Source organism: Mycolicibacterium agri, assembly GCF_002553505.1.
Classification (GTDB): domain Bacteria; phylum Actinomycetota; class Actinomycetes; order Mycobacteriales; family Mycobacteriaceae; genus Mycobacterium; species Mycobacterium agri.
In genome coordinates this window covers 1-21,385 of record NZ_PDCP01000051.1, presented here as the reverse complement: position 1 = coordinate 21,385, position 21,385 = coordinate 1, and the positions used below count along the sequence as shown (strand labels likewise).

At 67.2% G+C, this 21,385-nt stretch carries 15 protein-coding genes and 1 pseudogene; 7 read left to right on the top strand and 9 right to left on the bottom strand.

Annotated features, from left to right (window positions below):
• Positions 1 to 85 precede the first annotated feature (85 nt).
• Positions 86 to 1,561, bottom strand: a complete 1,476-nt coding sequence (locus CQY20_RS23070) for a flavin-containing monooxygenase (protein WP_097942406.1) — start codon at positions 1,559 to 1,561, stop codon at positions 86 to 88.
• A 76-nt stretch (positions 1,562 to 1,637) separates the two neighbouring features.
• Between CQY20_RS23070 and CQY20_RS23065 the strand changes: the two genes are divergently transcribed.
• Together CQY20_RS23065 and dinB are read left to right on the top strand one after the other, a co-directional pair.
• Positions 1,638 to 2,279, top strand: a complete 642-nt coding sequence (locus CQY20_RS23065) for a TetR/AcrR family transcriptional regulator (RefSeq protein ID WP_097942405.1) — start codon at positions 1,638 to 1,640, stop codon at positions 2,277 to 2,279.
• Positions 2,280 to 2,319: 40 nt separating this feature from the next.
• Positions 2,320 to 3,543, top strand: a complete 1,224-nt coding sequence (dinB, locus tag CQY20_RS23060) for a DNA polymerase IV (RefSeq protein WP_097942404.1) — start codon at positions 2,320 to 2,322, stop codon at positions 3,541 to 3,543.
• A 10-nt stretch (positions 3,544 to 3,553) separates the two neighbouring features.
• Here dinB and CQY20_RS23055 read toward each other — a convergent pair whose 3' ends face one another.
• Genes CQY20_RS23055 through CQY20_RS23045 form a run of 3 tightly spaced genes read right to left on the bottom strand, consistent with a single transcriptional unit; the run spans position 3,554 to position 5,867 of the window.
• Complete coding sequence (locus CQY20_RS23055) at positions 3,554 to 4,558, bottom strand: PHP domain-containing protein (protein WP_097942403.1); 1,005 nt, start codon at positions 4,556 to 4,558, stop codon at positions 3,554 to 3,556.
• Between the two features lie 17 nt (positions 4,559 to 4,575).
• Positions 4,576 to 5,145, bottom strand: a complete 570-nt coding sequence (locus CQY20_RS23050) for a TIGR03086 family metal-binding protein (protein WP_097942402.1) — start codon at positions 5,143 to 5,145, stop codon at positions 4,576 to 4,578.
• Between the two features lie 41 nt (positions 5,146 to 5,186).
• On the bottom strand, positions 5,187 to 5,867 hold the full coding sequence (locus CQY20_RS23045; protein WP_097942401.1) for a potassium channel family protein: 681 nt from the start codon (positions 5,865 to 5,867) through the stop codon (positions 5,187 to 5,189).
• Positions 5,868 to 5,979: 112 nt separating this feature from the next.
• Between CQY20_RS23045 and CQY20_RS23040 the strand changes: the two genes are divergently transcribed.
• The gene (locus CQY20_RS23040; protein WP_097942400.1) at positions 5,980 to 7,476 is read left to right on the top strand and encodes a potassium/proton antiporter; all 1,497 of its coding nucleotides are present in this window, start codon (positions 5,980 to 5,982) and stop codon (positions 7,474 to 7,476) included.
• Positions 7,477 to 7,524: 48 nt separating this feature from the next.
• The gene (locus CQY20_RS23035; protein ID WP_097942399.1) at positions 7,525 to 8,379 is read left to right on the top strand and encodes an LLM class F420-dependent oxidoreductase; all 855 of its coding nucleotides are present in this window, start codon (positions 7,525 to 7,527) and stop codon (positions 8,377 to 8,379) included.
• Positions 8,380 to 8,959: 580 nt separating this feature from the next.
• Here the strand turns inward: CQY20_RS23035 and CQY20_RS23025 are convergent.
• The 3 genes and pseudogenes from CQY20_RS23025 to CQY20_RS23010 all read right to left on the bottom strand — a co-directional run bounded on the left by CQY20_RS23025 (position 8,960) and on the right by CQY20_RS23010 (position 15,876).
• Positions 8,960 to 10,426, bottom strand: a complete 1,467-nt coding sequence (locus tag CQY20_RS23025) for a glutamate synthase subunit beta (protein WP_097942398.1) — start codon at positions 10,424 to 10,426, stop codon at positions 8,960 to 8,962.
• Positions 10,419 to 14,984, bottom strand: a pseudogene (gltB, locus tag CQY20_RS23020) (glutamate synthase large subunit); the annotation flags it as partial. The gene CQY20_RS23025 and the pseudogene gltB, both read right to left, overlap by 8 nt.
• A 625-nt stretch (positions 14,985 to 15,609) precedes the next feature.
• Positions 15,610 to 15,876, bottom strand: a complete 267-nt coding sequence (locus tag CQY20_RS23010; protein ID WP_371871117.1) for a WhiB family transcriptional regulator — start codon at positions 15,874 to 15,876, stop codon at positions 15,610 to 15,612.
• 143 nt (positions 15,877 to 16,019) lie between these two features.
• On the opposite strand from CQY20_RS23010, the gene CQY20_RS23005 reads away from it, so the two are divergent.
• Positions 16,020 to 16,727 (top strand): transcriptional regulator, encoded by a 708-nt coding sequence (locus CQY20_RS23005; protein WP_097942395.1) that lies wholly within the window; start codon positions 16,020 to 16,022, stop codon positions 16,725 to 16,727.
• Positions 16,728 to 16,738: 11 nt separating this feature from the next.
• Positions 16,739 to 17,224: a hypothetical protein gene (locus tag CQY20_RS23000; protein WP_097942394.1), complete on the top strand. Its 486-nt coding sequence runs from the start codon at positions 16,739 to 16,741 to the stop codon at positions 17,222 to 17,224.
• Positions 17,225 to 17,228: 4 nt separating this feature from the next.
• Here the strand turns inward: CQY20_RS23000 and CQY20_RS22995 are convergent, their stop codons facing one another.
• Positions 17,229 to 19,301 carry a heavy metal translocating P-type ATPase gene (locus tag CQY20_RS22995; RefSeq protein ID WP_097942427.1) on the bottom strand — a complete coding sequence of 691 codons (2,073 nt, stop codon included), beginning with the start codon at positions 19,299 to 19,301 and terminating at the stop codon, positions 17,229 to 17,231.
• 151 nt (positions 19,302 to 19,452) lie between these two features.
• Here CQY20_RS22995 and CQY20_RS22990 point away from each other — a divergent pair, with 151 nt between their 5' ends.
• Positions 19,453 to 20,739 (top strand): H(+)/Cl(-) exchange transporter ClcA, encoded by a 1,287-nt coding sequence (locus tag CQY20_RS22990; protein ID WP_097942426.1) that lies wholly within the window; start codon positions 19,453 to 19,455, stop codon positions 20,737 to 20,739.
• Between the two features lie 4 nt (positions 20,740 to 20,743).
• Here the strand turns inward: CQY20_RS22990 and CQY20_RS22985 are convergent, their stop codons facing one another.
• Positions 20,744 to 21,301, bottom strand: coding sequence for a Dps family protein (locus CQY20_RS22985; protein ID WP_097942393.1), 558 nt, complete (start codon positions 21,299 to 21,301; stop codon positions 20,744 to 20,746).
• Between the last annotated feature and the right edge of the window lie 84 nt (positions 21,302 to 21,385).

Sequence of the window (21,385 nt, the reverse complement as noted above, 5' to 3'; positions counted from 1 at the left end):
GCAGGCGTCTTCTCGCACTTCCGCTGCGAGGATTCCGTTTCGCGGGTAGACGGGAGCACGAGGAGCCCCTACGGCTAGATCTCCGTCAGACCGAAGCCGCCACGGGCGCACGGTGTTTGGTGAAATGCAGCGACTCTTCGTCGACCTTGCCGTAGCGGATCATCCGCATGTCGAAGAGGTAGTTCTGCTTGAGCCGCCACGGTGCGCGCGAACCCGACTTCGGCAACAGATGCTCGGCGCGCTTGAAGTAGCCCGGTGAGAAGTCCATGAACGGCATCTCGTCCACCGCATCGCCGGGATGCTGCGGCTCGACACGGTCAAACCCGTTGTCGTCCATGTAGTTCAGCAGCCGGCAGGTGAACTCGGAGACCAGGTCGGCCTTCAGCGTCCACGAGGCGTTGGTGTAGCCGAACGTCATCACGAAGTTCGGGATGCCCGAGAACATGCAGCCCTTGTAGGTCATCAACGACGGCAGGTCGATCGGCTCGCCGTTCTTGGTCGGTTCCAGCCCGCCAAGCAGTTGCATGTTCAAACCGGTTGCGGTGACGATGATGTCGGCGTGGAGCTCTTCGCCTGACGTCAGCTTGATGCCCGTGGTGGTGAACCGGTCGATGGTGTCGGTGACCACGTCGGCCTTGCCTTTGCGGATGGCCTTGAACAGGTCGCCGTTGGGCGCCAGGCACACTCGCTGGTCCCACGGCTTGTAGGTCGGCGTGAAGTGTTTGTCCCAGTCGAAGTCTTCTGGCAGCCTGCGCTCGCCCATCTTGCGCAGAGCGTTCTTGAAGAAGTTGGGGAACTTCCTGGCGATCTGGTACTGCACCGTGGCCTGGATGATCGCCTTCCAGCGCGTCGCCGCATAGGCCGCCTTCTCCGGCAGCACCTTGCTGACCTTGGCCACGAACGGGTCCTTGTCCGGCATCGCTGCGATGTAGGTCGGCGAGCGCTGCAGCATCGTCACATGCCCGGAGCCGGACGCGATCAGCGCGGGGATCAGGGTGACGGCGGTGGCGCCGCTGCCGATGACGACGATCTTCTTGCCCTGGTAGTCGAGATCCTCGGGCCAGTGCTGCGGGTGCACGATCTGGCCTTCGAAGTCGTCGGCCCCGGCGAACTCGGGCAGGTAGCCCTCGTCGTAGTTGTAGTAGCCGGTGCAGCCGATCACAAACGAGCAGGCGATCTCGCGCTGCTGCCCGTCGGCTTCCACCCGCAGAGTCCACCGATTGTCGGCGTCGGACCAGTCGGCGGCGACCACGTTCTGGCCGAACCGCATGTGCTTGTCGATGCCGTTCTCGGCCGCCGCCTCCTTCAGGTAGTTCAGGATCGATGGGCCTTCGGCGATGGCCTGCTCGGACAGATAGGGCTTGAAACGGAAGCCGAGCGTGTACATGTCGGAGTCGGAGCGCAGGCCCGGGTACTTGAACAGGTCCCAGGTGCCGCCGAGGTTGTCCCGGCGCTCGAGGATGACGTAGCTCTTGTCGGGACACCGCTGCTGCAGGTGCCACGCGGCGCTGATGCCGGAGATGCCGGCTCCGACGATGATCACGTCGACAAATTCGGTCATGATGTAAAGCTATCAACGCGGTGTCGAATAAGTCAACAGTGTGTCGACAAATTCGACACCGTGTAAAGTTTCTGCTGTGACGACCGCCAGCCACCCCCGCTTAGCCCGGGGCCGCCGGGCTGCCCGCCCCTCCGGCGACGACCGTGAGCTGGCGATTCTGGCGACCGCAGAGCGGCTGCTCGCGCAACGCCCGCTGGCCGACATCTCCGTCGATGACCTGGCCAAAGGGGCGGGAATCTCCCGGCCGACGTTCTACTTCTATTTCCCGTCCAAGGATGCCGTCCTGCTCACCCTGATGGACCGGGTCATGGCCGAGGCGGATGCAGCCCGCGAGGCCCTGGTGGCGAATCCGCCCAACGATCGTGCCGAGTTCTGGCGGGCCGCCATCGGCGTGTACTACTCGACATTCCACTCGCACCAGGCGCTGGCCGCGCCCTGGTCGGTGGCCAAATACACCAACTCCGAAGCCCGCAAAAAGTGGGCGGAGTTCATGCAGACCAACATCGACCAGACCACCGAGGTGATCGAGGCGGTGCGGGCCCGCGGGGAGGCGCCCGACCACATCCCGGCGCGCGAACTGGCCACGTCGTTGAATCTGCTCAACGAGGCCGTGATGACCGCCGCCTTCGCCGGTCAGAAGCCGGCTCTGGCCGACGAGCGCGTGCTCGACAACCTGGTGCACATCTGGTTGAACGCAATCTACGGCACAGCGCCCTAAAGCCTGGTCCCGCGTCGGACCCTGATGCGAACATACGTTCGTGGTCCGGGTTGCATCAACGGCGCCGACGGCGGACGCCACGATCCTGCACGCCGACCTCGACTCGTTCTATGCCTCGGTCGAGCAGCGCGACGATCCCGCGCTGCGCGGCAGGCCGGTCATCGTCGGCGGCGGCGTCGTGCTCGCGGCGAGCTATGAGGCCAAGGCCTACGGCGTGCGCACTGCGATGGGCGGGCGCCAGGCCCGGCAGCTGTGCCCGCACGCGTTGGTCGTGCCGCCGCGCATGTCGGCCTACTCCGAGGCAAGCGACGCGGTCTTCGAGGTGTTCCGCGACACCACACCGCTGGTCGAACCACTGTCGGTGGACGAGGCCTTCCTCGACGTTGCCGGGCTGCGCCGCATCGCGGGCACGCCCGTCGAGATCGCCGCGCGGCTACGCGCCCAGGTGCGCGACCGCGTCGGCCTGCCCATCACCGTCGGCATCGCCCGCACCAAATTCCTCGCCAAGGTCGCCAGCCAGGAGGCCAAGCCCGACGGCCTGCTGCTCGTGCCGCCCGACCGTGAACTGGCGTTCCTGCATCCGCTGCCGGTACGCCGGCTCTGGGGTGTCGGCGCCAAGACCGCCGAGAAGCTGCACACCTACGGCATCGAGACCGTCGCCGACGTGGCCGAACTCAGCGAGTCGACACTGTGCTCACTCGTCGGTCACGCGATGGGGTGCCGGTTGTTCGCGTTGTCCCGCAACATCGATCGCCGCCGCGTGGTCACCGGCGTGCGCCGCCACTCGGTCGGTGCGCAACGCGCGCTCGGCCGCCGCGGCAACACGATGTCGGCGGCCGAGATCGACGCCGTCGTGGTCAACCTGATCGACCGCATCACCCGCCGCATGCGCAACGCCGGACGCACGGCGCGAACGGTGGTGCTGCGGTTGAGGTTTGACGACTTCGGCCGCGCCACCCGGTCGCACACCATGGCCAGGGCCACCGCGTCGACCGACGTGATCCTCGCCGCCGCACGCGATCTCGTCGCGGCCGCCGCTCCGCTGATCGCCGAGCGCGGGCTGACGCTGATCGGTTTCGCGGTGTCCAACATCGACCGCGACGGGGCGCAGCAGCTGGAGCTGCCCTACGAGGAACACGCCGACACCGTTGCGCTCGACGACGCCGTCGACAAGGTGCGCAAGCGCTACGGCAATTCGGCGATCACCCGCGGCGTGCTCGTCGGGCGCGATCCTGGCCTCGAGATGCCGCACCTGCCCGACTGACTAGGACTGACTAGGACGCCGCCCACTCCAGCAGTTTGTCGGCGGGCCATGTGTTGACGATCCGGTCGACGGGCACTTCGGCGTCCAGCGCCCGCTGCGCGCCGTAGCCGAGGAAGTCCAGCTGGCCCGGGGCGTGCGAGTCGGTGTCGATCGAGAACACGCAGCCGATCTCCAGCGCCAGGTTCAGCAGCCGCGTCGGCGGGTCGCGCCGCTCGGGTCGCGAGTTGATCTCCACCGCGGTGCCGTTGTCGCGGCATGCGGTGAACACCTTCTCGGCGTCGAACTTCGACTCCGGTCGCATGCCCCGCCCACCCGTCACGAGTCGGCCCGTGCAGTGGCCGAGGACGTCGGTGTGCGGGTTCTCCACCGCCTTGATCATCCGTCGTGTCATCGCGGGCGCATCCATCGCCAGCTTGGAGTGCACGCTGGCCACGACGACATCGAGCCGCTCGAGAAGCTCGGGGTCCTGGTCCAGCGAGCCGTCCTCGAGGATGTCGACCTCGATGCCGGTCAGGATCCGCATCGGCGCCACCTTCTCGCGGAGCTCGTCGATCACGTCGAGCTGGCGCCGCAGCCGCTCCGGCGACAGCCCGTTGGCGATCGTCAGCCGCGGCGAGTGATCGGTCAGCGCGCAGTACTCGTGGCCCAAATCCTTTGCGGCCAGCATCATTTCCTCGATCGGCGCGGACCCGTCCGACCAGTTGGAGTGCACATGCAGATCGCCCCGCAACGCCGCCCGCACGTCACCGCCGCCGAGATCCTGGACGTTCGAACGCAATTCGACGAGGGCGTCGGGCTCGCGACCGGCCCACGCCTGCGCGATCACCTTCGCCGTCTTCGGTCCGATGCCCGGCAGCGTCTGCCAGCTGTTCGCGGCGCCATGGCGTTCACGCTCGGCGTCGCTGAGCGCTTCAACGATGTCGGCGGCCTTGCGGTAGGCCATCACCCGCCGCGGTTCCTCGCGTGCCCGGTCCTTGTAGTACGCAATCTGGCGCAGCGCGACGACGGGGTCCATGACTCCAGTGTGCCCGCTTACGGCACCCGCCAAGCCGGGTCCCGTCCGCTCAGGGCGACGACCCGGTCGAGTGCAGGCGCGTCGTCGGCGATCGGCACCGCAGGTCCGAACATCCCTTGGGTGCCTGCGGGGTCGAACTGTGCGAGGTAAGCCAGGCAGGCCTGCAGCGTCGCCGCGTCCACGTCGTAGGGCTCGCCGATCACACGGGCGACATCCCAGCCGTGGATGACGACCTCGGCCAGCGCGACGTTGCCCATCACCTCGGCGGGCAGTTCGACGCCACCCGCGCGGGTCATGCCCGCCCATGCGGCGGGGTTCTTCCACGCGAGGGCGAGCGCGGCCAGCCGCTGTGGGTAGGCGGTGCGCCAGTCCGCGTCGATTGCGGCATCGTCGGCGGGCGGGGTGTCGGTCAGCGGGCCGAACTCCTTGCCCGCGGCGGCCTCGAAGGCCAGACAGAGACCGCCGATGTGCGCGATCAACGCGTCCAGAGGCATTCTTTCGCACGGTGTGGACAGGCCGAGTTGGTCGTCTTTGACGCAGGCGAGCACGTCCGCTGTGCGCTGACAGGCTGGGGTCAGTTCAATCATGCAAGTACTGACCGGCGCTACCACGCGAACTCATCGGTGATTCATCGGTTCGGCAGCGGCTTCGTCGCGCCGTTGACGAGCGCCCGCACCTGGTCCTCGACTCCGCCGCCGACGAAGAACAGCATCTCGTCGTTGGCCTCGAGCACGTCGTCGGGCTTGGGCAGCAGCACCCCGCCCTCGCGCACGATGATGGCCAGCGCGGTGTTCTCCGCCATCGTGAGGTCACGCACCCGCTTGCCGACCATCGGATCGTCTTCGGGCAGTCGCAGTTTGGCCAGGCTGACCTGGCCCTGGCGCAACTCCATCAGCCGCACCATGTGCCCGATGTCGATAGCGCCCTCGATCGCGGCCACCAGCGCGCGTGGCGCCGACACCGCCAGGTCGACGCCCCATGCCTCGTTGAACAACCACTCGTTGCGCGCGTCGTTAACCCGCGCCACCACCCGTGGCACACCGAACTCCGTCTTGGCCAGCAGCGAGGCCGCGAGGTTCACCTTGTCGTCGCCGGTGGCTGCGATCACCACGTCGCACAGCTGCAGCCCGGCCTCTTCCAGCGAGGTCAACTCGCAGGCGTCGGCCAACAGCCAGTCGGCGCCGGGCACCGTGTGTGGTTCGTAGTGCCGAACGTTCTGCTCGATCAATAAGACCTTGTGCCCGTAGGCGAGCAGTTCAAGGGCGACGGACCGGCCGATGGCCCCGGCGCCGGCGATGCCGATGCGCATCGTCGGGTGCTCATCGGCGGGGCTCGGAGCCTCCTCCTGTGGCCGCCTCCTGATTCGCAACACAAGGTCATAGTGACCCATGCGCGGCCGTACTGGTTAACTGCGGTGTGAAATGACCCTGCAGCAGCTGTATCTAGTACTGCTCGCCGGCGGCCTGGTGATGCTGGCGAGCATCGTCGCTACGCGCGCGACGAGCCGAGTGGGCCTGCCGAGCCTGCTGCTGTTCCTCGGCATCGGTGTGCTGGTCGGCGAAGACGGGCTGGGTCTGAACTTCGAGAACTACTTGCTCGCCGATCACCTCGGCACGGTGGCCCTGGCGGTCATCCTGGTCGAGGGCGGTCTGACGACGCGGTTCGCCGACATCCGAAAGGTGTTGGCGCCCGCGGCAATGCTCGCCACCGTCGGGGTGGCGGTCACCATGCTGGTCACGGCCGCCGGGGCGCATCTGCTGCTCGGGCTGGACTGGCAGCTGTCCCTGTTGCTCGGCGCGATCGTGTCGTCCACCGACGCGGCCGCGGTGTTCTCGGTCTTGCGTGTCGTGCCTCTTCCGAGGCGCGTCGCGGGCCTGCTGGAGGCCGAGTCGGGTTTCAACGACGCACCGGCAGTCATCCTCGTCTTGTTGTTCTCCGCGACGCCGCTGGAGTTGTCGCCGTTTCATCTCGTCGCTGAACTGGTCTACGAGCTCGGCGCCGGCGCGGTGATCGGACTGGGTTGTGGTTTTCTGGGCTCAATGGCGTTGCGGCACATCGCCCTTCCCGCCTCCGGATTGTATCCGCTTGCGACCTTCGGCCTTGGCATGGTGGCGTTCGCCGCGGCTGGCAGTGCACACGCCAGCGGCTTCCTGGCCGCTTACCTGTCCTCGGTGGTGTTGGCCAACACCGGGCTTCCGCACCGATCGGCGACCAGATCGTTCGCCGAGGGTCTGGCATGGCTCGCGCAGATCGGGTTGTTCGTCCTGCTCGGTCTGCTGGTCGATCCCAGCGACCTCGGCGGAGATCTATTGGCCGCCATCGTGGTCGGTTTGGTGTTGCTGCTTGTCGCGCGCCCGGTGGCAGTGGTGGTCGCGCTCGCCGGCTTCCGCGTTCCGTTGCGAGAACAGGTCTTCCTGTCGTGGGCCGGCCTGCGCGGCGCGGTGCCGATCGTGCTGGCCACGTTTCCGATCGTCGAGGGAGTTCCCGACAGCGTGCGGCTGCTGAACATCGTGTTCATCCTGGTGGTGGTGTACACGCTGATCCAGGGCCCCAGCTTGAAACCGCTGGCGCACTGGTTGGGGTTGATCCCCCGCGAGGCCACCCGCGAGATCCAGGTAGAGGCGGCACCGCTCGACGTGCTGGAAGCCGAGCTGCTGACGATGACGGTGCATCCGCCGTCGCGGCTGCACGGAGTCACGGTGCTCGAACTGCGGCTGCCCGAACCCACCGTCATCACGCTGATCATCCGCGACGGCAACACCTTCGTGCCCCAACCCGACACGCGTCTGGCCGTAGGCGACGAACTGCTCATCGTCACCACGCCGAAGACCCGCGCGGCCGCCGAACGCCGGCTGCGCGCGGTGAGCCGCCGCGGCAAGCTCGCCTACTGGTTCGGCGAATACGGCGAAGCCGAGTAGCCCTCGCTCACAGCGCGCGACCAGAAAAGCGCGACTACGATCAGTTCAGTGCGATTCGCTTTCAAGACTTCCCCGCAGAACACCGCCTGGCGTGACTTGCTTGCCGTTTGGCAGGCGGCCGACAATATCGACATCTTCGAGTCCGGCTGGACGTTCGACCACTTCTACCCGATCTTCTCCGACCCCACCGGCCCGTGTCTGGAGGGTTGGACGACGCTGACGGCGCTCGCCCAGGCCACCAAGCGTCTTCGGGTCGGCGTGCTGGTCACCGGCATTCACTACCGCCATCCGGCCGTCCTCGCGAATATGGCTGCTGCGCTTGACATCATCTCCGACGGCAGGCTCGAGCTCGGCATCGGCGCGGGCTGGAACGAGGAGGAGTCCGGCGCCTACGGCATCGAACTCGGCTCCATCAAGGAGCGCTTCGACCGCTTCGAGGAGGCGTGCGAGGTGCTCATCAGCCTGCTGACCAAGGAATCGACCACCTTCGACGGCAAGTACTACCAACTCAAGGACGCGCGTAACGAGCCGAAGGGCCCACAACAGCCCCACCCGCCGATCTGCATCGGCGGCAGCGGGGAGAAGCGCACACTGCCGCTGACCGCGCGCTACGCCGACCACTGGAACTTCGCCGGTGGGACGCCCGAGGAGTTCGCCCGCAAGCGTGACGTGCTGGCCGCGCGCTGCGCCGACATCGGCCGCGACCCGAAGGAGATCACGCTGTCGTCGCACGTGCGCCTGGAGCCGGACCTGGACTACGGCAAGGTGATCGACGAGGCCGCGGGGCTGGGCAACGAGGGGCTGGACCTCGCGATCGTCTATCTGCCCCCGCCGCACACGCCCGCGGTGCTCGAGCCGTTGGCCGAGGCCATCAGGGATTCGGGTCTGCTGACGAGGAACTAACCTCGCGCCCTCGCCTCCAACGTGAAGAAATTGCGGAGATTCGCGCGCAAACTCGCAGAGGCTTCACGTTCGGCGCACGGGGCACGCGCGAGTCAACGCACGCGTTCGTCTAGCAAAGCTAACCGACGATAACGGATGTATAACAGCTCGGCAAAGAAACGGTCACAGCGCGACGTGATGTCGTAACCGGCGCGGTCGAAAAGTTGCTAGAAACCGTAGCGGAGTAGCTCGTCACGGGTAATCAGACGCTCGGCCTGAGCCGGGTACTGACGGCTCTTGAGCGGATGAAGTAGTAGGGACCAGGCAATTCGACTCACCCGAGAGCGGGACAGTGGATTGAGGTACACGTCGATCACTCCTGCGGTATAGCAATTGCTGAACCGAGACCCTACGTTACCGCAGCGTCCTCATGAAGTCATTAGATACCGCTTATCCGGCAAACAAAACTAGGCGCGCCGTATAAAAATCATATGATTTTAATGAGACAGATGTGACAGATGAGGTTTGCAGCAGGAACCACATCGTTACGCGACGGTGCGCACACGACGCTCCCAGACGACCCCGTCCAGCGCTCCTAGGGTCAGCGCTGGGGAACCGCGGTCGGCTTGATCGGCGCGGGCAGAACGGTCTTGCCCATCAGGTAGCGGTCGACGCCCGCGGCGGCGGCGCGGCCCTCGGCGATCGCCCACACGATCAGTGACTGGCCGCGGCCCATGTCGCCCGCGACAAAGACGCCCGGCACCGACGACGCGAAGTTCGCATCCCGTGCGACGTTGCCGCGCTCGTTGATCTCGACGCCGAGGTCGGTCAGCAGGCCTTCGCGCTGCGGGCCGACGAAGCCCATCGCCAGCAGCACCAGATCGGCTTCCATCTCGAAGTCGGTGCCCTCGACCTTCTGGAACTTGCCGTCGACCATCTTGACCTCGTGTCCGCGCAGGCCGGTGACCTTGCCGTCGCGGCCGAGGAACTCCTCGGTGTTGACCGAGTACACCCGCTCGCCACCCTCCTCGTGGGCAGACGAGACGCGGAACATCAGCGGATAGACCGGCCACGGCGTGGAGTCGGCGCGCGTGTCCGGCGGCCGCGGCATGATCTCGAACTGGTGCACGCTCGCGGCGCCCTGGCGGTGCACGGTGCCAAGGCAGTCCGCGCCGGTGTCGCCGCCGCCGATGATGATGACCTTCTTGCCCTTTGCGTGGATCGGCGGCAGGCCCTCGGCGTCGGTGACCGGGTCGCCCTGCTGGACGCGGTTGGCCCAGGGCAGGAACTCCATCGCCTGGTGGATGCCGTCCAGTTCGCGGCCCGGGATCGGCAGATCACGCCACGCGGTCGCCCCGCCGGCCAGCACCACCGCGTCGAACTGCCTGCGCAACTCGTCGGCGGTGATGTCGACGCCGACGTTGACGTTGACGCGGAACTGCGTGCCCTCGGCCTCCATCTGCGCCAGACGGCGGTCGATGTGGCGCTTCTCCATCTTGAATTCGGGGATGCCGTAGCGCAGCAGGCCGCCGATCCGGTCGTCGCGCTCGAACACCGTCACGGTATGGCCGGCCCGGGTCAACTGTTGCGCCGCGGCCAGCCCGGCGGGGCCGGAGCCGACGACGGCGACGGTCTTGCCCGTCTTCTTCTCCGGCGGCAGCGGCACGACGAAGCCTTCGTCGAAGGCCTTGTCGATGATCTCGACCTCGATCTGCTTGATCGTCACGGGATCCTGGTTGATGCCGAGCACGCAGGAGCCCTCGCAGGGCGCGGGGCACAGCCGGCCGGTGAACTCCGGGAAGTTGTTGGTCGCGTGCAACCGCTCGATCGCGTCGCGCCAGCGGCCGTTTCGGACCAGGTCGTTCCACTCCGGGATGAGATTGCCCAGCGGACAGCCGTTGTGGCAGAACGGGATACCGCAATCCATGCAGCGGGTCGCCTGCTCGCGCAGCGTGTCGTGGGAGAAGTCTTCGTAGACCTCTTTCCAGTCGAGCAACCGCAGCGGGACCGGCCGCCGTTGCGGGGTCTCGCGCCGTGTGTACTTGAGAAAGCCCTTGGGGTCAGCCATTGGCAGCCGCCATGATCGCTGTGTTCACGTCCTCGCCGGTCTCCTCGGCCTGGGCGATGGCCTTGAGCACACGCTTGAAGTCGCGCGGCATGACCTTGACGAACCGCTTGAGCTCGTTGTCCCAGTCGTTCAAAATCCGCTGTCCCACGGCCGAATCCGTGGCGTCGACATGTGCGGTGATCATGCCGCGCAGGTATTCGATGTCGGCCTCGTCCATCTCGTCGAGATCGACCATCTCGGCATTCAGGTTCTGCTCGAACGTGCCGTCGACGTTGTAGATGTAGGCCACGCCGCCCGACATGCCCGCCGCGAAGTTGCGGCCGACCCGGCCGAGGATGATGACCTTGCCGCCGGTCATGTACTCGCAACCGTGGTCGCCGACGCCTTCGACGACCGCGTGCGCGCCCGAGTTGCGTACCGCGAAGCGCTCACCGACAACGCCGCGCAGGAACACCTGGCCGCTGGTCGCGCCGAACAGGATGACGTTGCCCGCGATGATGTTCTCCTCGGCGACGTAGTCTTCCGGCGCGTTGTCCGACGGCCGCACGACGATCCGTCCGCCTGACAGGCCCTTGCCGACGTAGTCGTTGGCATCGCCGTACACCCGCAGGGTGATGCCCTTCGGGACGAACGCGCCGAAGCTGTTGCCCGCGGACCCGTCGAACGTGATGTCGATCGTGCCGTCGGGAAGCCCCTGCCCGCCATAGGCTTTCGTCAGCTCGTGGCCGAGCATGGTGCCGACCGTGCGGTTGGTGTTGGCGATCGTCGTGGAGAAGCGCACCGGCGTGCCGGAGTCGAGCGCCTCCCGGCACATCACGATGAGCTGCTGATCGAGCGCCTTGTCGAGGCCGTGGTCCTGTCGCGAACTGCAGTACAGGTCCTGGTTCATGAACGCCGACTCCGGCTCGTGCAGCACCGGTGTCAGGTCCAGCTTGTAGGCCTTCCAGTGCTCGGCGGCCTTGGCGGTGTCCAGCACGCCGACCTGTCCGACCATCTCGTTGACGGTGCGGAAGCCCAACTGCGCCATCAGTTCCCGCACTTCCTCGGCGATGAACATGAAGAAGTTCTCGACGAACTCCGGCTTGCCCGCGAACCGCTGCCGCAGCACCGGGTTCTGGGTCGCGACGCCGACCGGGCAGGTGTCGAGGTGACACACCCGCATCATGACGCAGCCCGAAACCACCAGCGGCGCCGTCGCGAAGCCGAACTCCTCGGCGCCGAGCAGCGCGGCGATCACCACGTCGCGGCCGGTCTTCAGCTGGCCGTCGACCTGAACGACGATGCGGTCGCGTAACCCGTTGAGCAGCAACGTCTGCTGGGTTTCGGCCAGTCCGAGCTCCCACGGCGCGCCCGCGTGCTTCATCGACGTCAGCGGCGTCGCGCCGGTGCCGCCGTCGTGGCCCGAGATGAGCACCACGTCGGCGTGCGCCTTCGACACGCCCGCGGCCACGGTGCCGACGCCGTTCTCGCTCACCAGCTTGACGTGCACACGGGCCTGCGGGTTGGCGTTCTTCAGGTCGTGGATCAGCTGCGCGAGATCCTCGATCGAATAGATGTCGTGGTGCGGGGGCGGCGAGATCAGCCCGACGCCGGGCGTCGAGTGCCGCACCTCGGCCACCCACGGGTAGACCTTGTTACCCGGAAGCTGGCCGCCCTCACCGGGTTTCGCACCCTGGGCCATCTTGATCTGGATGTCGGTGCAGTTTGTCAGGTAGTGGCTGGTCACGCCGAACCGGCCGGACGCCACCTGCTTGATCGCGCTGCGACGCCAGTCACCGTTCTCGTCGCGGTCGAACCGGCTCACGGCTTCGCCGCCTTCACCCGAATTCGACCGTCCGCCAAGGCGGTTCATCGCGATGGCCAATGTCTCGTGCGCCTCGGCCGAGATCGAGCCGTAGCTCATCGCTCCGGTGGAGAAGCGCTTGACGATCTCGCTGGCCGGCTCGACCTCCTCGATCGGCACCGGCGGGCGCACGCCTTCCTTGAACTTCAGAAGCCCGCGCAGCGACGCCATCCGCTCGCTCTGGTCGTCGACCAGCTTGGTGTACTCCTTGAAGATCGAGTACTGCCCGGTGCGGGTGGAGTGCTGCAGCTTGAACACCGTGTCCGGGTTGAACAGGTGGTACTCGCCTTCGCGGCGCCACTGGTACTCGCCGCCCACCTCCAACTCGCGATGTGCCCACTCGTTCGGCCGGTCCAGGAAGGCCAGCGAGTGCCGCTTGGCGACGTCGTCGGCGATGTCGTCGAGGTCGATGCCGCCGACCGGACAGGTCAGGCCGGTGAAGTACTCGTCGAGCACCTGCTGGCTGATGCCGATGGCCTGGAACAGTTGCGCGCCGGTGTAGGACGCCAGCGTCGAGATGCCCATCTTGGACATCACTTTCAGCACGCCCTTGCCGGCGGCCTTGACGTAGTTCGCCTTGGCCTGGTCGCTGCTGATGCCGGTGATCACGCCGCGGTCGACCATGTCCTCAATCGACTCGAACGCCATGTACGGGTTGATGGCAGCGGCGCCGAAGCCGACCAGGCAGGCCATGTGGTGCACCTCGCGGGCGTCGCCGGTCTCCACCACCAGGCCGACCATGGTGCGGGTGCGGTCGCGGACCAGGTGGTGGTGCACCGCCGAAACGCTCAGCAGCGACGGGATCGGCGCCATCGACTCGTCGGACTCGCGGTCGGACAGCACGATGATGCGCGCGCCGTCGCGGATGGCCTCCGACACCTGGGCACGGATCTTGTCGAGCGCCTCCCTGAGGCCCTGCCCGCCGCGCTTGACCGGATACAGGCAGCGGATCACCGCGGCGCGCATGCCGTGCTTGTGGCCGCGGATCTCGTGGTCGGGGTCGACGCAGATCAGCTTCGACAGTTCGGCGTTGCGCAGGATCGGCTGCGGCAACACGATCTGCCGACAGGAGTCTGCGTTCGGGTTGAGCAGGTCACCCTCCGGGCCGACCGTGCCCTGCAGGCTGGTCACGCACTCTTCGCGGATGGCGTCCAGCGGCGGGTTGGTCACCTGCGCGAAGAGCTGGTGGAAGTAGTCGTAGAGCATCCGCGGCCGCTGCGAGAGCACCGCGACCGGGGTGTCGGTGCCCATCGACCCGATCGGCTCGACACCGGTGCGCGCCATCGGCGCCACCAACAGGTTGAGTTCCTCGTAGGTGTAGCCGAACACCTGCTGGCGCAACACGACTCGGTGATGCGGCATGCGGACGTAGTCGCCGGGAGGCAGCTCGTCGAGGTGGAACAAACCGGCGTCGAGCCACTCCTGGTACGGGTGCTCGGCGGCCAGTTCGGCCTTGATCTCTTCGTCGTCGACGATGCGGCCCTTGGACGTGTCGACGAGGAACATGCGGCCCGGCTGCAGGCGCATCTTCTTGACGACCGTCGACGGGTCCAGGTCCAGCACTCCGGCCTCCGACGCCATCACGACCAGGCCGTCCTTGGTCACCCAGATGCGCGACGGGCGAAGGCCGTTGCGGTCGAGCACCGCACCGATCACGGTGCCGTCGGTGAAGGTCATCGAGGCCGGGCCGTCCCACGGCTCCATCAGCGACGCGTGGTACTGGTAGAAGGCCCGACGGGCGGGATCCATCGACTCGTGGCGTTCCCACGCCTCGGGAATCATCATCAGCACGGCGTGCGGCAGGCTGCGCCCGCCGAGATGCAACAGTTCCAGCACCTCGTCGAAGCGCGCGGTGTCCGAAGCGCCGGGGGTGCAGATCGGCGTCACCTTCTCGAGGTTGCGGCCGCCGAACAGGTCGGTCTTGATCAGCGCCTCGCGGGCGCGCATCCAGTTCTCGTTGCCGGTGACGGTGTTGATCTCGCCGTTGTGCGCGATCCGCCGGAACGGATGAGCCAGCGGCCATGACGGGAACGTGTTCGTCGAGAACCGGGAGTGCACGATGCCCAGCGCGCTGGTCAGCCGATCATCCTGCAGATCGAGATAGAAGGCCTTCAGCTGCGGCGTGGTCAGCATGCCCTTGTAGACAAAGGTCTGACTGGAAAGACTTGGGAAATAAACGGTTTCGCGGCCCGGGCCGTCCTGTCCCGGACCCTTGGTGCCGAGTTCGTGTTCGGCGCGCTTGCGCACCACGTAGGCCAGCCGCTCGAGATCCATCCCCGAGGCGCCGCCGATGAACACCTGGCGGAAGGTCGGCATGGCGTCGCGGGCCAGCGCACCGAGTGAGGATTCGTCGGTGGGCACCTCGCGCCAGCCGAGCACCTCCAGCCCCTCGGCCTCGGCGATCTTCTCGACGGCCTCGCACGCCGCGGCGGCATCCTTCGACGACTGCGGCAGGAAGGCGATGCCCGTGGCGTAGCTGCCGGGCTCGGGCAGGTCGAAGTCGACGACCGCGCGCAGGAACCCGTCGGGGACCTGCAGCAGGATGCCCGCGCCGTCACCGGTGTGCGGTTCGGCGCCCTGGGCCCCGCGGTGCTCGAGGTTCAACAGCGCGGTGATCGCCTTGTCGACGATGTCGCGGCTTCGGCGGCCGTGCATGTCGGCGACCATGGCAACGCCACACGCGTCGTGCTCGAACACGGGGTTGTAGAGACCCTGCGCACGCGAGGAGCGATCGGACCCCTGCGCACGCGAGGAGCGATTGAACCCCTGCGCACGCGAGGAGCGATTGAACCCCTGCGCACGCGAGGAGCGATTGGACCCCTGCGAGTGCGGGGAGCGAGCCCCACCCCTACGACTGGGCGTCATTCCCACCTAGCCCTTCAACGTTTACTAGAAACTCTGTTGGCCACCGTCGACGGCGTCGACCTGTCGTGGCGGTGGCGGTGCCCGCGTGCAGCACTGAACGACGACCCCTGCCCCACTCGGCACAAGTGGGGAAAACGATATGACAAACCCCGCTTGACATGCCAACTTAGTCGAACCTAACTAGGCCGGTATGTCAGCGCGGTCACGCTGGCCCACCCGCGCTCAATGATACGGGCGATATTGTTGTGCGCCTTTGGGTTTCGGCTGGCGGCTGAAGGCGGCGGGCAGGAACGTGACGAGCGTCGCATCGGTCAGAATCGGGAGCAATTGTTGCTATGACAACAAACCATGCCTAGTGACGTGCCCTTAGCCGATCCACTCACCTTTGCTAGAAAGCTTAGTCAGATTCTTAGAGACGGGCGATCCGCCCGCCGGCCCGCTCCCCCCTCGTAGAGCGGGCGGGCGGCGAAACTTCTCAGCGGTGCACCTGGTAGCCGCCGCGCTCGGCCAGCGACCGCAGCTGCTTGAGCGCGAATGTGCGGCCGCGGCCGCCTTCGGGAATGTGGATGCCCGCCCACAGGCCCTGGGCGTTGGGCATCTCGCACGCCTCCTTCGCGCACAGCCAGCGACGGGGGCAGGCCCGGCACACCGCTTTCGTCTGCGCGTCGGTCGCGGTCATCCACCGGTCCGGGTCTTGTGTGCAGGCGCCGATCTGGTCGGCCAGAACGGGCATTTCGATCATGACGGTCATGACCACTTCCTCTCGCTCGACGGCGGTGCTGCAAACCGTAGCGTTCTTTCCGTAGCAGTGCAACAGTTGTTATGGTTTTCCCGCTTCGGTGTTGTCGGCGCTGTCGGAGCCGTCGGGCTGGCTACACTGGGCGGGTGGACGAGGTGGCCGGCGATCCTGGCATTGCCCGCGCGGGTGCCGCTGTCGCCGCCCGCCGCCGCGAATTGGACATCAAGCAACGAAATCTCGCGAAGTACAAGATCATCAACGCCGGCGCGCTGATCGCGTTCGAGAAGGGGCGCAGCTGGCCGAGGGAGCGGACGAGGGCCAAGCTGGAGGAGGTCCTTCAGTGGCCCGCCGGAACCATAGCGACGATACGGTATGGCGGTCCGATTCCCGGTGCCGCGCCGGAGCCGCCCGCCGACGACGGGTCGGCGTCGCTGATCGTCGACGCCGTCGACGTGGCGATGAAGACGTTCGGCGCCGCGATCGAGTCGCTGCCGCCCGACCACGATCCAGCGTTCCCGGCTCGGGTCACGGTGATCCTCGCCGACCTGCGCAAGCTCGAGACCGTGGTGGCCCGTGCCGCCCAGCGCAGCCGTGGCACGCCCGACGTGGTGCTGGCGCTGCGCACCGTGCGGCGCTGCTACGACGACCTGATGTTCCGCGCCGCCGCCACGCCGGGGGCGACGCTGGGCCAGCGGCTCTACGTCGCGCGGCGCCGGGCCAACCTGTCGGCCGACGAGACCGCCATCGCCGCCGGCCTGCCCGTGGAGCTGGTCAACGCTGTCGAGGCCGGTGAAGCCGCGGGCGAGGCGGACGCGGAAGTACTCAACCGTCTCATCGCCTCCCTCGATGGCTGATACTGGATCGCGTGCCACTGCCGGATCTGCTTCGCAACGTCGGTGACGTGCTTTCCCGGGCCGACGGATTGTTCGGCGCCCCGAACCCCGACGCGGCCGCATCGGCCGCAGGACACCTGACCGACGCCACCGACACCATCCGGTCGGGGCAGGAGCAGGCCGCATCGATGACGGGCGACGCGCTCGCCCAGTACGCCGATTTCGCGCAGGGCATCCGCGATGCGCTCGATCACCTGTCCGGTGTCGAGTCCGATCTCGGTCAGCACCTGCAGGATGCCGCCGAGGCGGTGGCTGCGGCGAAGTCGGCTTCCCAGTCGGCGCTCGGCGTGGTCTCGTCGGCGTCGGATGCGCTCGAGGATCTGCCGGACTCGCCCGCGACGGAACTGGCCATCCTGACGGCGTTGCGAGCCCAGGTCGCTCGCGAGATGGACCTCGTCCGCACGCATGAGGCCGTCGCCGAACAATTGGGCGCAGCGCTGCGCGGCCTCGACTACTAGACGACTACTCGACGCTGCGCTCGGGCCGCAGGTCCAATTTTCTCAGCAGTTGCGCATTGAGCGCGACGACCACCGTCGACGCCGACATCAGCAGCGCACCGACCGACATCGGCATCACGAATCCGATCGGGGCCAGCACGCCGGCCGCCAGCGGCACCGAGATCAGGTTGTATCCGGCTGCCCACCAGAGGTTCTGCTGCATCTTGCGGTAGGCCGCCTTCGACAGCGTGATGACGGAGAGCACCGAGCGCGGGTCCGAGCTGGCCAGGATGACGCCTGCCGATGCGATCGCCACGTCGGTGCCCGCGCCGATGGCGATGCCGACGTCGGCCTGCGCCAGGGCGGGTGCGTCGTTGACACCGTCACCCACCATCGCCACTTTCAGTCCTTCGGCCTGCAGTTCGGCGACCTTGCCTGCCTTGTCCTCCGGACGCACACCCGCGAACACCCGGTCGATGCCCAGATCGTCGGCCACAGCGCGGGCCACCGGTTCGGCGTCTCCGGTGATCATCACAACCGTCAGCCCGAGCCGGTGCAGCGCGTCGACGGCCTGGCGGGACTCCGGCCGCACCTCGTCGGCCAATTTGAGTGCCGCGACGACCGCGCCGTCGACCAGAACGTGCAAGACGATCGCGCCCTCTTCGTGCCAGCTGCGCACCGCCGCCAGTTCCGACTGATTGGTTTCCCCCAGCAGCCTCGGGCCGCCGACACGCACCTGACGGCCGTCGACCATCGCCGTGACACCGACCGCCGGTGACGACGAAAAGTCCGACGCGGCAGGCACTTTCAGCGAATTGGCGCGCGCCGCGTCGACGATCGCGTTGGCCAGCGGGTGTTCGGAATCCGACTCCGCGGCGGCCGCCAGCCGCAGCGCGTCGTCCCGATCCCACCCGTCGACGACAACCACGTCCGTGACGCTCGGCTCACCCTTGGTCAGCGTGCCCGTCTTGTCGAACAGCACGGCACGCACCGTGCGCATGCTTTCCAGCGCCAGCCGATCCTTGACCAACACGCCGCCGCGGGCCGCGCGTTCGGTCGCGATTGAGACCACGAGCGGGATCGCCAGGCCCAGCGCGTGCGGGCAGGCGATGACCAACACGGTGATGGTGCGGATGACGGCCTCGTCCGGCAGGCCCAGCATCCCCCAGACCACCGCGGTGATGATCGCGGCGCCCAGCGCGAACCAGAACAGCCAGCCCGCCGCGGTGTCGGCCAGCCGCTGCGCCCGTGACGACGAGTTCTGCGCCTCGGTCACCAGCCGCTGAATGCCTGCCAACGTGGTGTCGTCGCCGATGGCGGTGACCTTGACCCGCAGGCCGGAGTCGGTGGCGACGGTGCCCGCGACGACGTGCTCGCCGACGCCGCGGCGCACCGGCCGCGACTCGCCGGTGACCATCGATTCGTTGATGTCGGCGGAGCCGTCGACGATCTCGCCGTCGGCGGGCACGCTTCCGCCGGGGCGCACGATCACGACGTCGCCGACGCGCAGAGCCGATGGATCGACGATGGTGACCTCGTCGCCGTCCACGCGCTCGGCTTCGTCGGGCAGCAGCGCCGCCAGTGAGTCCAGCGCCGAACTGGTCTGCGCCAGCGAGCGCATCTCGATCCAATGGCCGAGCAGCATGATGACGATCAGCAGCGCCAGTTCCCACCAGAAGTCGAGCTGGTGGTCGAGCACGCCGATGCTCGCGCCCCACGAGGAGACGAACGCGACGGTGATGGCGAGCCCGATCAGCAGCATCATTCCCGGTGTGCGGGAACGGATTTCGCTGATCGCACCGGTCAGGAACGGGCGGCCGCCCCAGAAGTACATCACGGTGCCCAGTACTGGCGAGACCCACCGCGCCCCAGGGAACTCCGGCACGGCGTAGCCGATGATCATCGCGAACATCGCCGAGCATGCCACCGTCGGGATGGCGAAGGCGACCATCACCCAGAACAGCTTGCGGAACTGCGCGACGTGGTCGCCGTGGCCGCCATGCCCGCCGTGAGCGCCGTGGCCCCCGTGGTCGCCGTGAGAACCGTGGTCCTGGTGCTCGGCGTGACCCGCGTGCCCCGAATGCTCGACTTCGGTCATGCGGGCCACTATACCCTCGGGGGGTATATACGGGTAGTGGTCGCATCACCTTGACGGCGGGTGACACTGGCGCGGATCTGCAAAACTAGAGATCCCGGTCGTCCGGCGGCGAAGGAGAACGGTGGCAGATCGCGATCAGTTCGACGATTCGATGCGGGGTTCGCTGCAAATCTGTGTCACGGCGGTCGTCGCGGGCGTATTCATCGGGTTCGCCGGCGGCGCCTTCCGCTGGTGCCTGGACACCGCGGACCGCCTCCGCGGCCATCTCGTCGACTGGGCGCACAGCCTGCCCGGCCCCGGCTGGCTGGTCCCCATCGCCGTCGCCGCGGCCGGTGCGACACTCGCGGGACTGATCGTGCGGTGGGAACCGCTGGCCGCAGGCAGCGGCATCCAACACGTCGAAGCGGTGTTCCTCGGCGAGGCTCGGCCGCCGCTGATTCGGTTGCTTCCGGCGAAGTTCGTCGGCGGCGTGCTGTCCATGGGGTCGGGTCTCGTGCTGGGCCGCGAAGGGCCGACGGTGCACATGGGCGCGGCGATCGGCGCCGAGACAGCCAGGCGGGCGCGGCTACCCGATCCCGAAGTCCGCATGATGCAGACCGCGCTGGGCGGCGCTGGCCTGGCGGTGGCGTTCAACGCGCCGATCGGCGGCGCCCTCTTCACCCTGGAAGAGGTCACCAAGTCTTTCCGAATGAAAACCGTTCTGGCAGCCGTCTTTTCGGCTGCAACGGCGGTGGCCTGTTCCCGTGTTGTGCTCGGCAACCACGCCGACTTCGACGTCGAACCGATCGGAACTCCGGCGCTGGGGTGGCTGCCACTGTTCCTCGTGTTCGGGGTGCTCACAGGGATCATCGGTGCCGCGTACAACGGGCTCGTGCTGTGGTTCCTCGACCACATCGCCGCGATCCGCCGCATCCCCACACTGGCCAAGGCGGCCGTCATCGGCGGCATCATCGGCGCGGCGATGTTCGTCTACCCAAAATCGGTGGGCGGCGGCGACGACCTCACCCAGCAGATCCTGAGCGGCGAGCACATCGTGATATCGGTCGTCATCGCCCTACTGGTCGTGCGCTTCATCGCGGGCCCGCTGTCGTATTCGGCGGCGGTCCCCGGCGGGCTGTTCGCCCCACTGCTAGCTGTCGGCGCACTGTGGGGACTGCTGTTCACCGCGTGCTTCGAGGCCGTATGGCCGGATGACGCAACCCAATTGGCGGTACCGATGGCCTTGGTCGGCATGGCGGCCTTCTTCGGGGCCACCGTGCGTGCGCCGGTGACGGCGATGGTGCTTGTCACCGAGATGACGGCCACCACGGAGGTGCTCATCCCGATGATGGTCGCGACCGCCGCGGCGGTGCTCGTCGCCAATCTCGTTGGATCGCCGCCGATCTACGACAGCCTTCGCGATCGGATGCCCGAGGATCTCAAACAGCGAGGCGCTTGAGGCGCTACTTGACCGGCGCCTTCTTCTTGGCGCGGCTCGCCGCGGCCTTCTCGGTCTTGGCGCCCTCGTTGGCCAGCTGACCGCCCGAGTTCTCCAGGTGCGCCCGGACGAACCACTGGAACTTCTCCAGCTCGCCCGCGTGCGAGATGAGGAGGTCCTGGGACACCAGGTCCAAGTCCTCAAGCCGGTCGATGGACTTGCGGGTGTCCTCGATGACGCCGGTGTAGACCAGATCGAGGGCGGCCAGGTGTGCCTGCACGGTGTCCCGCTCGACGGAGTAGTCGTCCCACGTGCGGTCGTTGATGATCGCGCCGGGTGTGCCCAGCGGGGACTTGCCCAGGGTGGCGATCCGCTCGGCGACCTCGTCGGCGTAGCCGCGCACCAATTCGACCTGCGGATCGATCATCTCGTGCACGCCGATGAAGTTCGGGCCGACCACATTCCAGTGCACGTGCTTCAACGTCAAGTGCAAGTCGTTGTAGCGGCTGAGCGCCTTCTGCAGCAGCTCGGCGACCTCGCTGCCCGCCTTGTCGGACAGGCCTGGGACCGTGAATTGAGTCATCGATTAGCCTTACCTTTCTTGAAGGGTGTTTGGGGTCGTCGGCCTTAGGCTTCGAATCACCCAGGGATGTCGGGTATGGCTTTC